This window comes from Bacillus cereus group sp. BfR-BA-01309 (assembly GCF_022664315.1).
Taxonomy (GTDB): domain Bacteria; phylum Bacillota; class Bacilli; order Bacillales; family Bacillaceae_G; genus Bacillus_A; species Bacillus_A mobilis.
The window spans coordinates 258316-275756 of sequence record NZ_JAKUHE010000008.1; the positions used below are offsets into that span (position 1 = coordinate 258316).

Genomic DNA, 17441 nt, shown 5'->3' on the forward strand with positions numbered 1-17441 from the left:
GACCCCATGACCATCAAGATAAGTTCCTATAATACCCTAAAAACGAAAAACTTATCTCTCCACAGTCATTCTTCTTTTTTCAACGCTAATTAATTTTAGGAAATTATACTTAAAAGTGGGGATGTTAAAAAATTTAATGACTATTAATACTTCATAAAAGTAATTGTAAATTTTGTAAATGAATGTTTTTGGCTTTCTACTTTAATAAATCCGTGATGAGCTTCGATAATTGATTTTGCTAGTGCTAAGCCAATTCCAATAGATCCTTCTTTTTTAGAATTTTTTGCTTTGTAAAATCTATCGAATATATATGGAAAATCTTCTGATGCAATACCTTCACCAAAATCTTGAATTATAATTTCAGTATGAATAGGAGAGTTTGTGACTTCAATATAAATAGAACTATTATCATTTGAATGCTCAATGGAATTCTTTAAAATATTTAATAAAGCTTCTTGCATCCAAATACTGTCATGGGAAAGTGATATTTTTTCATTGGTTTTTAAATGTATGTTCATATTTTTTTTATTTAATTTACTGTTCAAACTAGCAATGACCTCATAAATTGTATCAATAATATCAGAATTTTCTTTTTCAAATAGTATTGCCCTAGCATCTATTTTTGAAACTTTTAATAAATTATGTATTAAAAAGCTGATTCTTGAAATTTGAACTTCATTATTGTGTAAAAAATGATATTGCTGTTCATTTAATTTACCTTGTAATAAGATATCGTTGTTCACTGTTAGTGTTGAGAGTGGTGTTTTTAGTTGATGAGAAATATCTTGTAAAGTTTGAATTAAAAATTGTTTCTCTTCCAATAAATTATACATACTTTTTCTAATAACATTTTTCAGTTTATGAAAAGAATTAGCGAGTTTTGCTAGATCTCCCTCTCTATTTTCCTTTATATCAATGGTGTAATCACCTTCAATAATTTTATTCGCTGCAGCTGTTACATTTCTAATTTTTAAGAAAAAAGATTTATATTGTAAGTAATTTAGAAAAATTAGGATTAAACTGAACCCTATTGCTCCAAGGAACATGTATATATTGTTTTGGGATATATGTTTATTTAAATAAGGAAAAAGTCTTGAATCCAATTCAGCAGATAGACCATATTGATTTAATAGCATTTCTCCATCACTGGAATAATCTTTTTTATTCGCTGTATCATTTGTAAGTGCTTGTATTATTTCGTATTCATTTTCTGGGTTTTGTGTAATTAGTTTTCCGGTAATTTCACTCCAAATAGTAATATAATCATTTTTTAAATGGTCATATAGAATATGAACTGTGATAACTTGATATATAATAAATAAAAAAGAGATTAATGCTAATGTAAGTATATTAATTTTTATTTCTCTATTTATCATTAAATTACTCCTTACTGACGTCTTTATTCCAGAAATATCCGACACCTCTTTTTGTAATTATACAGTTAGGATTTTGTGGAGTATCCTCAATTTTACTTCTTAATCTTTTTACATAAACAGAAAGAGTATTTTCATCGAAAAACACTTCACTTTCATCTACTATTTTTTTCAATATCTCATTTCTTTGTAACACTTTATGAGGATTTAGCATTAGCGTTAATAAAAGTTTGTATTCTAAATGTGTTAAATTTATACTTTTCTCATGCTTAAAAGCTCTGGCCGCCTCAACTTCAAGCTGTATATTTCCAGACCTCAATATAGTATTAGAAGCTGTTTTAATTTTTTTTCTTAATTGTACCTTTACTCTAGATAATAGCTCTTTTACCCTGAAGGGTTTTGTTATATAATCATCTCCACCAATTTCAAGGCCCATTACTACATTTGCCTCCTCATCTAGTGCTGTGAGAAAAATAATAGGTATATCACCTTTTCTTTTAAGATAGGTACATAAATCATACCCATTTCCATCTGGGAGTCCAACATCTAATATGGCTAAGTCAAATTTATTATTTTCGTATTGGTCTTTTGCATCTTGTACAGTAGAAACTCTTATAACCTCAAGTCCTTCTCCTTTTAGAGTAAACTCAATAGCCATTCCTAGATCGTTATCGTCTTCAACGAATAATACTCTATCCACAGTATCTCTCCTCATTTGTCTTTGATTAGGGCAGTATTTTAGATTATGACAGTTATTTTACACGTTGATTGGCTAATTTAAAATAGTTTAGTATGGAAATGGACTTTTAGAGGCTTTTCTGAGTATAAGCATAATACCCAAATTGCCTTTCAGCTTTTCAACACATAATGAGATACAACAATTATTTAAAGCAGAATATTCACGTAATTCATACGTGTTCTTGCTTATATTTTGAAAAACCTTGTAATAGAATCTTGTTGAAATTGTCCGTTTTTATAAAATCAGTAATGTTTTATTTAAGTTAACTTAACTTATACAGAAATGTTAAATGAAAATTGGATTCGCATTAATTATGTAAATGAATTAAAAAAACAGCTCATTGAGAATAAGAGCTGAATGGGAGCGGATTTTCGAGAATTTGAAAAGTATGTGTGTACTTAAATAAGTGTATAAAAGCCATTTAAGTGTACAATTTTAAAATATATCTTGAGCAGAGTTACGAGTATATGAAAAGTTAGATTTAGTAATCTTACTAAACTGTAAGATTAAAGTATATATAGTAAGACAAGAGTTATTCAATTAGCAATTAAAGACGTCTATACTGGAGGTAATCATTCTTTATTAAGACTTGTAGCATTTTAGTCACTGTTTTATTTAAAGAAGAAAACCACTGTTCTAATCCCAGATTAAACATAGTATATGAGGAGGAAGAAAATGAAAAAGGTAATAGGATTTCTAGCAGTAACAGCAATTTTTATAGGTATAGGGTTTGCTGTAAATCGTTATATAAATGGTCCCTCACAACAGGTAAACGGTATCATGGTATCTGGAACGAAAGAAAATATATCTGCTGTTAAAAATCTGTATAAAGATCAAAACGTACAAACAGCAGATTATAGTTATAAATTGGTCACAGAAATAATAAAACAAGAACTCACTACCGAACAGAAAGAAGATATTAAGAAAAAATGGAAAGAAAAAGGAGAAAATATGACTGAAGAAGAGATGGACAAAGAACTTGATAAATCATCTGTTAGAAAGAAACAATACGCGGTTATTACAAAATCTACAGCAGAAAAATTCTTGAAAAAAGGAATTGTAAGAACACCCTTATCTAAAGAAGATAGTTCAATAACTTCAACCCCGGTAAAAGAAATAAAAGAATTAGCGAGTGAAAAAAATTTATTTTATAGAAAAAAAGCGGAAGATGAGGAAGTTAAGGATGGAAATTTAAATTTAAATGGACAAATGATACCTGTTCAACATATTGAACAAAATAATTGGATTGGCTATTTTTCATCACCGATAGTAATTGTTAATGAGGACACATATAAACAATTAAAAGAAAAAGAAGTAAACCTTTCGTTAATTCAGTTTGCAAAAGAAAATTTTGATTATAAAAATAAAAACAAGGTAAATAAGGTGATCGAAAACATTTCAAAAGTGTATGAAGTGAAAGACGAGAATAGTGAATACGATAGGGATAAAATCTATTTTGTAGAGATTCAAAATTAATCTGTGAAAAGGATGAGTTGTATGGAGGTTGTTAGATTAGAAAATGTAGAAAAAACATATGGAGAGGGAGAAACGCGAGTACAGGCGTTAATAGGAATTAATCTTTCCATTCATAGGGGAGAATTCGTAACCATAGTTGGAGCGTCAGGTTCTGGTAAAAGTACATTATTACATATTTTAGGAGGGTTGGATCGTCCGAGTTCAGGAAATGTGTTTATAGGTGGTGAAAATATCTATAATTATAAAGATAATGAACTTTCTATTTTTCGCCGAAGAAAAGTTGGCTTTATATTTCAGTTTTTTAATTTGATACCTGTCTTGAATGTACAAGAAAATATTGCTTTGCCAGCTCTACTGGACGAGGAACAGGTAGATGATCATTACCTGGATGAAATTATACGAACTCTAGGATTAAATGAAAGACGAGATCATTTGCCTTCTGAATTATCGGGTGGTCAACAACAAAGGGTATCTATTGGTAGATCTCTTATAAATAAACCCGATATCATCTTAGCAGATGAACCAACCGGAAATCTAGATACAAAAAATACAAAAGAAGTTCTGAATTTATTAAAAGTAACAGCTAAAAAATATAATCAGACGGTGATTTTAATTACCCATGACCCTGCTATCGCATCAAACTCTGATCGAATTATAACCATTGCAGATGGCATGATTATTTCAGATAAACAATTAGTGCAAAATCAAGCAAAATGTGGAGGGGAGGAGTATTGATTCGTAGTTACAAACAGTTAAGTCAAAAATATCTCAGAAGTAATATAAAACGTACTCTGCTAACATTAACAGGCATTATTTTAGCATTGGCGCTAATAACAACGATTGGTTTGTTTTTTAATAGCGGATACACTTCGGGAATTGAAAATGCTAAAAAAGGTTCTATGGGTTCCGCAAATATTTCAGTTGAAAATTATAATCAAAAGCTTTTCAATAGGATAAAAAGTAATCCGAATATATCTTCTTATGGCATCATAGCTCCAGGAGAGACGCTCAATGTTGATGAAATAGCTGTCTCTTATATGTATGCAGACCAACAAGCATTAAAGCTGTTAAATTCTAGTATGCCTGTACAAGGTAAGCTACCTTCAAATGAAAACGAGGCTGTTTTGGAAAAATGGATGCTACCTTACTTCGGACCCAATCTTAAATTAGGTGGTATGTTTACTATTCATGATAAAAAATATAAACTTGTTGGTTTGCTAAATAAGTCTAATAGCACTCAGGAAAATAAAACAGGTCAATTATTGACATATAAAAATAAGTTTAAAGTTGGAGAAGGTAGCGTATTGATTGAATTGCATAAGTACGCAAACTTTGATGAAGTTGAAAATCAATTTAAATTATTAACGAATAAAGAAAATATAAGAGTGAATGACGGATTAAAGAGAGCCTTAAAGCCTAGTGTGGAGATAATGATGGCAGCCGCTATTAGTATTGGGATTGTTGTGATTTCTACGATTGTTATTATTTACAATGCATTTCAAATTAGTATAGTAGAGCGAATGAAACAGTTTGGGCTATTGAGGAGTATAGGAGCTACAAAAAAACAAATCAGAAAAATTGTGATAAGGGAAGCAACATTTCTTTCAATTATTGCTATCTTTTTTGGGATTATGTGCAGTATATTAGTAGTCTTTTTACTTAATCAAGTACTGATAAACGTACTTAAAAACTCTATGGGATATACAATTAAATTAGATTGGTTAATTATATGTGTAAGTTCTCTAATTACATTGATAACTGTCTATATTTCAAGCTATTTTCCTGCTTTTTTTGCAGGTAGAATTTCACCGTTACTGGCCGTAAGTAGCCGATTAGCTATAAAAAAAGAAAAAATAAAGAAAAAAAAGAGAACAAAGTTAAAGAAACCACTATCTTTTCCCTTAAGTATGGCATTAAAAAATATCCAAAGGAATCCCAATAGATATACAGTTACAATCTTGTCTATTATTATAAGTAGTGTACTGTATATTACGTTTACGTTTCTCATAGATACTGTCATTCAGCGTAAACAACCGGAAATTCAAGCTCTAAAATCGGACATATCAGTTACGCTTAATTCAAATTTAGACAAGCCTAGCATAGATCGTATGAGTCGAAATATTTATAAAGTCAATAATGTAGAGAAGCTGTACAAGCAATATCAGGCAAATGATTTTTATACGAAAGTACCAAAAAATAAACAAATTAAAGAATTGCAAGGAAATGAATCGCTGTATCAAAAAGTAAAATATAATAATCAAACTGTAGAAATTATGAAAACACAAATAAAAGCATACGATGAAAATAGTTTAAAGAAACTAGCTGAAAAAGTAACTAGTGGAAGAATTGATATTTCAAAATTAAATCGTGAAAAAGAGGTTATTTTAGTAAAACAAGCTGCAACGAATGATATGAATACAAGTAAAAAATATATAGGTTCTCTAAGCACTTTTCAGGTAGGGGATGAAATCCAAATAACAAGTCAGCAGGAAAGAAAATCTACAGAGGAAATCTCCTACAATGAAGAAAAACTGGAAACTTTAAAAATAGCTGCAATTGTAGAATTGGATATTTTTAATATGAGCAGAGTGATGGATACCATAACTTTTATTACTAGTGAACAAATAGCTGAATATATTACACCATCTCCACAAAAATTATCAGGTTTTGAAATTGATTTAGAGAATCAATCTCAGGCTGATGCTACAATTTTAGATATACAAAAGAAACTGGGTGGAGATGCATCTATAGATGTACAAAATAATATTGTTCAAAGTAATTTTCATACAGACAATGTACTTTATATAAAAATATTAGGGTACGGATTTATAGCTGTTATTACACTGATTGGTTGTGTGAATATTTTAAATACCATTACAGTCAGCATCATTATGAGAAGAAAAGAACTAGCTGCTTTAAAATCGATTGGTATGTCGCAAAAGGATTTAAAAAAGATGATTACTTATGAAGGGCTCCTGTACGGTCTCTTTGGAAGTATACAAGGAATCTTTTTCGGCTGTATGCTTTCATATATTCTTTATATAGCGCTTTCGAATATGGTGTCTTTTGAATTGATTATTCCTTATCAATCTATCTTTACCACATTTATAACTGCACTGTTGATTAGTTATGTAGCGGTACTAATACCACTTCGGAAAATTCAAAAGGATAATGTTATAGATGTAATTAGAGAAGAATAACAGTAGTCATAACAATATATTGTTCGTGAAATACAATGCCTGTAATTTTTAGAGTGGAATATAAAGGGTTTGTAAAAGAAGGTTAGACAAAGTTAAAGTTTTATCAAGGGAAGGTAATTTCTTCTCTTGGTAAGCTTTTTTTTGAGATAAGGGATAGTTTTAAAATGTATAAAATAGAAAAAGCTTCAGAAAAAGATAAAGAATAGTTAAATGAAATCAAAAGAATTAGAACTAAATGAAAGGTGAAAGTGGACACATTGTTAATGTTAGTTCATAAAAGTGTATCACCACATGTTTATCAAGCTAATATTTTAAAGAGTCTCCGAAATAAAAAATTTCTTCGTTTTGAGGAGCTATCAAATTCTTTAAAGAGCGACGTGACCATAAGAACGACTACAATAGAGAATGGTAAAGCTGCTATGATCGCTGCAATTTGCAGTGCATTTAACCCACCTGCTTGCAAGAGAATGGCTGCAATAGCTGCAATTGTTAAACCCAAAATAAGCTTCAAACTGTTTTTCGGTGATAAGTTACCATTGCTTGTTTGCATAGCAACAACAAATGTTGCGGAGTCAGCAGAGGTAACGAAGGATGTTGCGACTAAAGTTAGTCCAATAATGGTCAAAAATGTTGAGAATGGTAAATGCGAAATGACAGCGAATAAACCAATTTCGGTACCATTTTTCGCAATTTCATCAGCAATTCCAAGTGGTTGGAACATTTCCATATGAATAGCTGTACCACCAAAAACAGCGAACCAAAATGTACAGATGAATGTTGGGATTAATACGACGCCGATAATAAATTCACGAATTGTACGCCCGCGAGAAACACGGGCAATGAATGTACCGACGAATGGAAACCAAGAAATCCACCAACCCCAGTAAAAAATAGTTCAATTTTCAATCCAAGAAGAAGATTCTTTGCTAAAAGCAACTAAATTTAATACCATGCTTGGTAATGCTCCAATTTTGGCTTTTTTGGGGTAACCTGTTCTGTTAGGTTTATAGTAATGTGGTAATATCTCTTTATGGCGAAAGCCTGTTACAATAGTTAATAATAACTTCGGTACAAATTGATAATGAAATGGGGAAAGAGACTAGATGAAAGCAACCGGAGTAACTAGAAAAGTAGATGAATTAGGGCGTGTAGTAATTCCAAAGGAACTTAGAAATACGCTTGGTATTAAAAAAAATCACTATTAGAGATTTTTGTAGAAGGGGAAGACATTGTTTTACAGAAGTATCAGCCTGGTGGTGTTTGTGCATTAACAGGAGAAGTGTTAAATCATAACATAGCATTAGCAAATGGTAAGGTAACATTAAGTCCAGAAGGTGCAGAATTATTACTAAAAGAAATAGAACAGTATCTTGTAAAATAAATGCTCCTTTCAAGGGGCTTTTTTTATAGGGGAAATATAAAATTTCACGTATCATAATGTTTAATAAAAAACTAAATACCTAATTAATAGTCTACATATAATCTTATGTTGAATTAATCCGCTAAATAGATACTGTATTGTTTGTTTTGAGAAGATTAGCAAATAATTTAGTACGAGATGCTGAATTATAGGGTAAAAAAGAAAAAGGACGCTTAGCTTTAAAGGTCTAAACGCCAAAATGAATAGATAAAATATAAGTACATAGAGGGGAGAGTGATTCCCCGACTCATTATGAAAAAATCGTATAATCAGATTATGAAGAAAAACAAATAATAATTAGGCTTGTTAAGTGGTGGGGGAATTTTGAAGAAACTTACAAATGAAAAAATTGTACTGTTAAAGGTAAATATAGGGGTACTGCCAAGATACATGTAATTTTGAGTCATAGGCTTACTTTTATTTTGAAACATAATCAAATCGGGGTTTTTTCTATAATTTTTAAACTTATTATCATACATCCTAATCATACAATTGAAACAAAGTATTTTCAGTAGCTAACTAATGAATGATTAAGGTTGCTTGTGCTTTATTTGGATAGATACGAAATTCATATGCTTTATTGATCATCATTCCTTTCACACCCATTTTGATATATACCTATTATACAACAAACGTACATTCGAATGATATTGAAGTAACAATGTAAGTATGTCGAACAATTAAGATGATTTCCTGCCATCCCTTGTCCAAAGCCAATTCATCTCCCACCTACTCACTTCACGTTCCTTGAGGAAGGAGTCTTCTTGGCTAAAATGATAAAATATAAAAACTACGCTACCTTTTCTGTGGAATCCTAGGAAAAGATGACGCTTTCATCTCCCGATAACTTAAAAACTTAAACTATAAGAGAAAAAAGAATGAAGTATTCTGATGGTAGTAAATGACTTAGCGGTGTCAATGTATATATGACAAATCCGCCTATAGCTATTCACTTTTTTGAATTTTACATAATATTAATTTTTTGTGAATTATTACTCTGTAATTAATTAGATTTAATGTATTATTCACACGAAATGACTACCTTTGTGTAATTTATTTGATTTGTAAGACAGTTAGGGATACTAGATTAAAACATAAATACACGTTTTTGATAGATATTTTATAAAGTTGTATTTATATGTGTCATAAAATAACATCTAAATATAATTATAAACAGAGTAAAGGGAGGGCTATGTAAAAAGTAATAAATACAAGTTCATGAACTGTTTTTGCACGTAAACACATGCTAAAGAAATGAAAACTTTTAAATTTATCAAGGAAATGAGAGGGAGATACTATGGGGAATAATTCAAAATATAAAACTAGAAAAATACTTGCAACTACTGCTACAGTAACTATGCTTGCGACTGGAATGATTTCTTCATCAGATGTCTTTGCAGAGGAAAGGCAGCAGCAAAAAAAAATATCGACATCACTGCAAGGTGAAAATTCGGTTAAATCAGAAAATAGAACGTATACAGTCCCAGGGAAAGGGGATGTCGAGGTACTAAAACAACAGGAAAGAAAAAGTATGGCATTTAGTCCATATGAACCAACTGGTTTATATGCAAAGCAAAATGAACAAATAACAATTAATGTAGAAGGAAATCAAGATATTCAAGCATACATTGGAACGTATTCGTATGATGCTTCTTGGAGAGAAGATTCTAAAATAAAATCATTTACATTAAAACCGGGTATAAACACAATCCAATCTCCAAATGGGGGAATGATTTATTTTTATAATAAACAACAAGGTGGTACCATTCGAACAACAGTCACAACAGGTGGGACGACTACTCCTTTCTTTGAACTAGGAAAGCATACGAAACAAGATTTAATAAACATGCTGGACCAATATCCAAATGCACATGCAGTGGAGTTAAAGGGAGAACGTGTATTAATTACGGCTAGCCCTGCACGTGTTAAGAAATATTTGTTGGGTTCTAATACAGATCCTGTACAACTCTTAAAAAAGTTGGATGAAGCTACTCGAATTCAGGACAAAGTAGCTGGGTTATCCGAGGAACAAGCAGATAAACATTATATTCATTACGTAGAAGAAAATCATTCGCCTGATTATTATATGTATGCGTATCCTTATCGAACCGCTTATGTAGGAGATGCAATCCAATACGTGTTAGATATTAATAAATTTATAAAAGATGGCTGGGGTCCATGGCATGAGGCAGGGCATTTGAGACAACAATGGCCCTGGAATTTTTATAATATGACAGAAGTACAAAATAATATATACAGCCTTTCTGTAGAAAAAGCATTTAATCAACCATCCAATTTAGAGAAAAGTGGAATTTATCCAAAAGCGTTTCAATATCTAGAACAAACGAATAAAAATTATGACGAAATTAGTGATGTTTTTGTTAAGCTTGTTATGCTTTGGCAACTACAGTTAGCATATGGAGAGGATTTCCATCCTAAATTACATCAATTGTATAGAGACATGCCTTCAAGTGAACTTCCACAAACTGATGAAACGAAAAAACAATTATTTATGATTTCAGCATCAAAAGTAGCCAAACAAAATTTGATTCCTTTCTTTGAGAAGTGGGGATTACGTCCAAATAACGATACCATCCAAAAAGTGGCTGCATTAGGATATCCAATTTTAACAGCAGAGATTTGGAAGGGTACGGATTCTAATCCAATTAAACCAGATATGCATAATGGAAATAATATTTTAGAAGGAAACAAGTTTGCATGGTCATTAAAAGGAATTAGTGATTTTGAGTTTGCTAAAGTCAATTTCAATAAGTCGATAGAAGAAATGCAAATCGACTTAAAAGAAGGCATACCGCATCATTATTTTAATGAAACATATGCGAGTATTAAAGTACAAAATGCATCAGGAAAAGTAGTATATAAGAAAGACATTTATGGAAACAAACAACAAAATGCTGAACTGCAAAAAGTTCCAGTCAAAGTAGGAGATTATATTGAGTTAACACATCTAGAAGGTGTGCATAGAGCAACTTTTATGAATGTCGATAATAGTAAACAAGAGAGCTTTGGAAAAAAAGCCATATACGAAGTTACAAAGGATGGCCTGAAAACAGTAAATCAAATTGTTAATCCGAAACCAGATACAGAGGCTCCGACACAGCCACAAGGATTATATGCAAGCAACGTTTCTTCTAACAGTGTAGAGCTAAAATGGAACCCTTCTACAGATAATGTAGGTGTAAAAGAATATCAGGTACTACGCGATGGACAATTGATTCAAACGGTACAAGGAACGACGTGTACTGATCAAAACTTAACAGCTAATAAGGAATATAAATATGCAGTGAAGGCTGTAGATGCAGCTGGAAATACATCAATTCAAAGTAACATTCTTCCGATAAAAACAAAAGATCAAAATGTATCTTATGAAAAATGGGATCCGAAGAAGGCATATACAAAGGGTGACAAAGTAGAACATCAAGGGAAAGTGTATGAAGCTGTTCAAAATCATCAAGGAAATGGTGACACGAATTGGATATTTGCTTTATCGTTATGGAAACCAATTACAATCAAGTAATATGTAAGAATCAGATGTGAAGATAGAACAACATCCAGTATGTTAAAGAATTACTGGATGTTGCTTGAATTTTGATAGATTTCTCTATTAAGTTAGTATTCAAAAATAAAAATAAGAAAAGGAAGTAGATTAGTGATTAGTCAGAAAACAAAGAAAAGGTTTAATAAAGTTATTATAATTACCGCAGCATGTAGCATGTTTTCTATGTTTGGAACGTCTATTTCGCACACTAAAGCTGCAACACATTCAGCTGCTCCAGCAGTTTATGTCAGTCCCAAAAATATACCTGCCTCAGATATTATTAGTATAGACTGGTCACCAGTTCAGACTCCACCTTATACGTACTGGGCTGTACACAACTGGAATGCGGGTGGTGAAGCTGGAGGATATGCTGGTTTTCAACAACAAAGTGGATTTGATGAAAATGGAAAACGTACTTTACATTTTGCTTTATGGGATCCAATTTCCTCTAAAGAAGCAATAAAGGCCGAATACTTATCTCCGAATTCGCAAGCTGGACCCTTTGGAGGAGAAGGAACAGGAATGAAGGTTCAAACAACTTATGGTTGGAAAGACTCCAATTGGTACAGAATGACAATGCGTTCATGGCAAGAAAATGGTCATACTAAATTTGGACAATGGCTGAAAGATGTAACAAATAATAAATGGCATCAAATTGCAATTATGGATTTTCCTGTTGCTAATGTTGTATTTAATCATGGATTAGGAATGTTTCAAGAAGACTGGGCTGATAGTGGACAGAATGTTCGAGAAGCGCGCCTGAAAAATGGTTATAGCCGAAAGTTAGTAGATAAACAATGGAGTTCTTGGAATAATCAAAATATCTCAGGGACGCATGATAATACTTATCAATATGATGGAGGAGCCACTTCAGAATATGTATGGGTCAAAGCAGGAGGTAATACGCAGTCTACCATTGGATCAGGAAAAATATTTACGCTAAATCAACCTACTCAACCTGAAATAGGAAAACTAGATTTTGATATTCAATCTATATATTATGAAAATGAAAAATTAAATGTATCTTGGAAACTAAAAGAAAATAGTACACCGCAATTTAAGGGGAAAATTGAAATTTATAATAATGAAAATATGACGGGCCAACCTATTAACGTCATTGATGATATTAAATCTTATCAAAATGGAATCAGTCAATCTATATCATTATCAACAAATGCTTATGCAAAAATTGTATTAACGGATTTATTTGATCAAACTGTTGAGAAAAAGGTACAAATCAAAAATGAATCTCCAAACATTTTTGAAGGTAAAGGATTTGCATGGTCGCTGAAAGGGATTGGAGATTTTGAATTTGCGAAAGTAAATTTAAATAAATCAACAGAAGAAATGCAAATTGATCTAAAAGCAGGTGTACCACATGACTACTTTGATAGTACATATGCAAGTATTAAAGTGCAAAATACATCAGGTAAAGTGATCTATAACAAAGAGATTTATGGAAACAAACAGCAAAATGCTGAATCACAAAAGGTACCAGTCAAAGTAGGAGATTATATCGAGTTAACACATTTAGAAGGTGTGCATAGAGCTACTTTCACAAATGTCGATAATAGTAAGCAAGAGAGTTTTGGAAAAAAAGCCATATACGAAGTTACAAAAGAAGGTCTGAAGAAAGTAGAAAAAATGCCAGAAGCAACAATCTTAGATGGAAATCAATTTGGATGGTCATTAAAAGGATATAGTGATAGAGAAATTGCAAAAGTAGATTACGATAAAACGGCAGAAGAGATGAAGATAAAACTAGAAGCAGGTGTACCACATTCCTACTTTGCTAGTACGTATGCGAGTATTAAGGTTCAGAATTCTTCTGGAAATGTTCTGTACAATAAGGGAATCGTGGGAAATAAACAACAAAATGCTGAAAGCCAAACTGTGCCAGTCAAGGTAGGGGATTACATTGAATTTACCCATATAGAAGGAGAAGCAACAAAGGAGAAAACGCGAGCAACTTTAACTAACCTTGAAAATAACAAAAATGAAACCATTGGAAAGACAGCAAGGTATCGAGTTACAAAAGAAGGCCTGAAGAAAGTAGAGAAAATGCCAGAAACAACGGTTTTAGATGGAAATCAATTCGCCTGGTCATTAAAGGGATATAATGATCGAGAAATCGCGAAAATAGAATATAACAAAGCAACAGAGAAAATGCAGATTAAATTAGAAGCGGGAGTACCCCATTCCTATTTTACTAGTACGTATGCAAGCATTAAAGTTCAAAACTCATTGGGCAATATCTTGTACAATAAAGAAATTGTAGCAAATAGACAACAAGCTGCTGAAAGCCAAACCGTTTCAGTCAAAGTAGGGGATTATATTGAGTTTACTCATATAGAGGGAGAAGCACAAAAGGAAAAGATACGCGCCACACTTACTAATCTTGAGAATAGTAAACAGGAATATATAGGAAATAAAAGAATATATCAGGTTACCTCTATGGGATTATTAATAAAGTCATAGATTTTACTACAAAACTTAAATTATTGATTTATATATAATATAAAAATATTAACTATTATACGCATTAAAAAATGCTTAAGAGAAAATAGATTGGCGGGTATAATATGAACATATTCAAAGGGTTTCTAATTTCATCAATTGCAATGACAACATTTGTAGGAACAGATCTAATACTACAAAATGATAGAATTCATAATAAAGTTTACGCTGAATCTTATAATGTCACATACAAAGAAATAGATTCTAATAAAAGAGATTCACAGGAAGAACAATTAATTGTAAAGTTTAAAAATGAAATTGACTTACCTTATGAAGATGGTATTGAGAAACGAATAAAAAATGGGGATTATGATAACAATTTAAAGAAGTTATTTTCCGAAAATACGGAACTTACTTTAAATCGCCTGTTCTTATCTGTAAATCCGATAGAGATTGAAAAGTTATCATTACACTCTACATCATTTGCTAATCAATCAGCTAACAATTTATTAAATTATTATATTGTACAAGCTCCTAATAACATAGAAATAGAATTATTATTGAAAAAACTTGAAACATCATCTCTTGTAGAGGAGGCTTATATACAAGAAAAGCAAATTTTGACACCCCCTGAAATAAAGTTACCAGATTTATCTGTTAATCCGTATGATGATCCTAGATTTAAAAATCAAGGATATCTTGAAGCGGCACCAAAAGGAATTAATGCCTCGCATGCTTGGAGCATTAAAGGTGGTGACGGAAAGGGTACAACTTTTGTTGATATGGAATATGGATGGTTATTGAACCATGAGGATTTAGTCAATAAAAATATAAAGCTTATGTCTGGACAAAATATAAGCCAGCATAGGGCTCATGGTACTTCTGTATTAGGAATTGTTTCATCTGAAGATAATCAAATTGGAAATATTGGAATTGCACCAAAAGCAAATGTAAAAGTAATATCTCAAATCAGGGATAATGGAATTTATAATACAGCGGATGCCATTTTAAGCGCTGTACATAATTTACAAGCAGGAGATATTCTTTTATTAGAGGCACAAGCTTCGTATGATGGGTATGGGGATAAATATTTACCTGTAGAAGTACATCCAGATATTTTTGATGCGATTCGTGTTGGTACAGATAAAGGGATTATTATTATAGAAGCTGGCGCAAATGGTTCAAACGACTTAGATGATTTTAAAGATCGTAATGGAAAAAAAATCTTAAATCGAAATAGTCCAGACTTTAAGGATTCGGGTGCTATTATGGTTGGGGCGGGATCATCAACTGTTCCACATAAACGTTTATGGTTTTCAAATTATGGAAGTCGAGTAGATGTATATGGATGGGGAGAAAATGTTGATACAACATCAGCAAATCCAAGTCAAAATACTACAAATTTATATACATCAACATTTAGTGGAACATCAAGTGCTTCACCAATTATTGCTGGAGCAGCAACTTCGATTCAAGGTATTGCTAAAGAACATCGAAGTTCTCCTTATACCCCAGCAGAATTAAGAAATATCTTAAGTAATCCAAATACAGGAACAAAATCTCAAGATCCGTGGAATGATAGAATAGGCGTCTTACCTGATTTAAAATCTATCTTAGATAACTTAGGTTTTAATTCAGATATACCGAATTCTTCTAATATTTTAGAAGGAAAGCAGTTTGCATGGTCACTAAAAGGAATTAGTGATTTTGAGTTTGCTAAAATTAATTTCAATAAATTAACAGAAGAAATGCAAGTGAACTTAAAAGCAGGCGTACCGCATCATTATTTTAATGAAACATACGCGAGTATTAAAGTACAAAATGCATCAGGGAAAGTAGTATACAAGAAAGATATTTATGGAAACAAACAGCAAAATGCTGAATCACAAAAGGTACCAGTCAAAGTAGGAGATTATATCGAGTTAACACATTTAGAAGGTGTGCATAGAGCTAATTTTACGAATGTCGATAATAGTAAACAAGAGAGCTTTGGAAAAAAATCCATATACGAAGTTACCAAAGAAGGTCTGAAGAAAGTAGAAAAAATACCAGAAGCAACAATTTTAGATGGAAAGCAGTTTGCATGGTCATTAAAAGGATATAGTGATAGAGAAATTGCAAAAGTAGATTATGATAAAACGGCAGAACAGATGAAGGTAAAACTAGAAGCAGGTGTACCACATTCCTACTTTGCTAGTACGTATGCGAGTATTAAGGTCCAGAATTCTTCTGGCAACGTTCTGTACAATAAAGAAATTGTAGGAAATAAACAACAAAATGCTGAAAGCCAAACTGTGCCTGTTAAAATAGGGGATTACATTGAACTTACTCATATAGAAGGGGAAGCAACAAAGGAAAAAACGCGAGCGACTTTAATTAACCTTGAAAATAACAAAAATGAAACCATTGGAAAAACAGCAAGATATCAAGTTACAAAAGAAGGCCTGAAGAAAGTAGAGAAAATGCCAGAAACAACGGTTTTAGATGGAAATCAATTCGCCTGGTCATTAAAGGGATATAATGATCGGGAAATCGCGAAAGTAGAATATAACAAAACAACAGAGAAAATGCAGATTAAATTAGAAGCGGGTATACCCCATTCCTATTTTACTAGTACGTATGCAAGCATTAAGGTTCAAAACTCATGGGGCAATATCTTGTACAATAAAGAAATTGTAGGAAATAGACAACAAGCTTCTGAAAGCCAAACCGTTTCAGTCAAAGTAGGGGATTATATTGAATTTACTCATATAGAGGGAGAAGCACAAAAGGAAAAGACACGTGCCACACTTACTAATCTTGAGAATAGTAAACAGGAATTTGTGGGTAAGAAAAAAACATATCAAGTTACTCCTACGGGATTATTAATAAAATAGATTAAAAGGATGTCTAAAAAAATAGAATTTTTTTGGACATCTTTTTTATTATTAAAAAGTGTTAATTATTGATGGAAAGACCGCATTTTGTATTGTTTTTGTTGAGGAAAGAGTACAGGTAGTATGAAGAGAAAATAGATTTTCCCAATTAAAAGAATATGTTATTAAAAGTAATGATTTATAGTTAATTTTAATAAATAGATATATTGTAATAATATATCCATTCGGTTTAAAAGATGTAAGGGGGAAACGGTATGCTATTAATTAGGTATAGGGAATCGGAAGCGGATATTTTAAACGTACATGAAGTAAGAGCAGATTTTGAATTAACGGAAATGGGT

8 protein-coding genes and 3 pseudogenes are annotated in these 17441 nt (G+C 31.7%); 7 read left to right on the forward strand and 4 right to left on the reverse strand.

Features of this window, described 5'->3' with window-relative positions; translation table 11 throughout:
* Positions 1–143: 143 nt before the first annotated feature.
* The gene (locus MR115_RS17410) at positions 144–1376 is read right to left on the reverse strand and encodes a HAMP domain-containing sensor histidine kinase (protein WP_242242122.1); all 1233 of its coding nucleotides are present in this window, start codon (positions 1374–1376) and stop codon (positions 144–146) included.
* 4 nt (positions 1377–1380) lie between these two features.
* Positions 1381–2073, reverse strand: coding sequence for a response regulator transcription factor (locus MR115_RS17415; protein ID WP_088047590.1), 693 nt, complete (start codon positions 2071–2073; stop codon positions 1381–1383).
* Between the two features lie 714 nt (positions 2074–2787).
* On the opposite strand from MR115_RS17415, the gene MR115_RS17420 reads away from it, so the two are divergent.
* Genes MR115_RS17420 through MR115_RS17430 form a run of 3 tightly spaced genes read left to right on the forward strand, consistent with a single transcriptional unit; the run spans position 2788 to position 6788 of the window.
* Positions 2788–3588, forward strand: a complete 801-nt coding sequence (locus MR115_RS17420; RefSeq protein ID WP_242242123.1) for a lipoprotein BA_5634 family protein — start codon at positions 2788–2790, stop codon at positions 3586–3588.
* Positions 3589–3609: 21 nt separating this feature from the next.
* The gene (locus MR115_RS17425) at positions 3610–4323 is read left to right on the forward strand and encodes an ABC transporter ATP-binding protein (RefSeq protein WP_242242124.1); all 714 of its coding nucleotides are present in this window, start codon (positions 3610–3612) and stop codon (positions 4321–4323) included.
* Complete coding sequence (locus MR115_RS17430) at positions 4320–6788, forward strand: ABC transporter permease (RefSeq protein WP_242242125.1); 2469 nt, start codon at positions 4320–4322, stop codon at positions 6786–6788. The genes MR115_RS17425 and MR115_RS17430 overlap by 4 nt, the downstream gene beginning before the upstream one ends.
* Before the next feature lie 361 nt (positions 6789–7149).
* On the opposite strand, the pseudogene opuD reads toward MR115_RS17430, so the two are convergent.
* Positions 7150–7758: pseudogene (opuD, locus tag MR115_RS17435) on the reverse strand (glycine betaine transporter OpuD); the annotation flags it as partial.
* A 133-nt stretch (positions 7759–7891) separates the two neighbouring features.
* On the opposite strand from opuD, the pseudogene MR115_RS17440 reads away from it, so the two are divergent.
* Positions 7892–8169 (forward strand): annotated as a pseudogene (locus MR115_RS17440) (AbrB/MazE/SpoVT family DNA-binding domain-containing protein).
* A 567-nt stretch (positions 8170–8736) separates the two neighbouring features.
* Here the strand turns inward: MR115_RS17440 and MR115_RS17445 are convergent.
* A pseudogene (locus MR115_RS17445) lies at positions 8737–8799 on the reverse strand (helix-turn-helix domain-containing protein); the annotation flags it as partial.
* Positions 8800–9505: 706 nt separating this feature from the next.
* On the opposite strand from MR115_RS17445, the gene MR115_RS17450 reads away from it, so the two are divergent.
* The 3 genes from MR115_RS17450 to MR115_RS17460 all read left to right on the forward strand — a co-directional run bounded on the left by MR115_RS17450 (position 9506) and on the right by MR115_RS17460 (position 17100).
* Entirely contained in the window at positions 9506–11746 is a 2241-nt protein-coding gene (locus MR115_RS17450) for a M60 family metallopeptidase (RefSeq protein WP_242242126.1), read from the forward strand.
* Positions 11747–11878: 132 nt separating this feature from the next.
* On the forward strand, positions 11879–14245 hold the full coding sequence (locus MR115_RS17455) for a putative mucin/carbohydrate-binding domain-containing protein (protein WP_242242127.1): 2367 nt from the start codon (positions 11879–11881) through the stop codon (positions 14243–14245).
* A gap of 104 nt (positions 14246–14349) precedes the next feature.
* Entirely contained in the window at positions 14350–17100 is a 2751-nt protein-coding gene (locus MR115_RS17460) for a putative mucin/carbohydrate-binding domain-containing protein (protein ID WP_242242128.1), read from the forward strand.
* The last annotated feature ends 341 nt before the right edge of the window (positions 17101–17441 follow it).

Excerpts from the sequence above, each read along its gene's own strand:
- MR115_RS17450 (WP_242242126.1), top strand. The coding sequence starts at position 9,506 with ATGGGGAATAATTCAAAATATAAAACTAGAAAAATACTTGCAACTACT.
- MR115_RS17410 (WP_242242122.1), bottom strand. The coding sequence starts at position 1,376 with ATGATAAATAGAGAAATAAAAATTAATATACTTACATTAGCATTAATC.
- MR115_RS17420 (WP_242242123.1), top strand. The coding sequence starts at position 2,788 with ATGAAAAAGGTAATAGGATTTCTAGCAGTAACAGCAATTTTTATAGGT.
- MR115_RS17460 (WP_242242128.1), top strand. The coding sequence starts at position 14,350 with ATGAACATATTCAAAGGGTTTCTAATTTCATCAATTGCAATGACAACA.
- MR115_RS17425 (WP_242242124.1), top strand. The coding sequence starts at position 3,610 with ATGGAGGTTGTTAGATTAGAAAATGTAGAAAAAACATATGGAGAGGGA.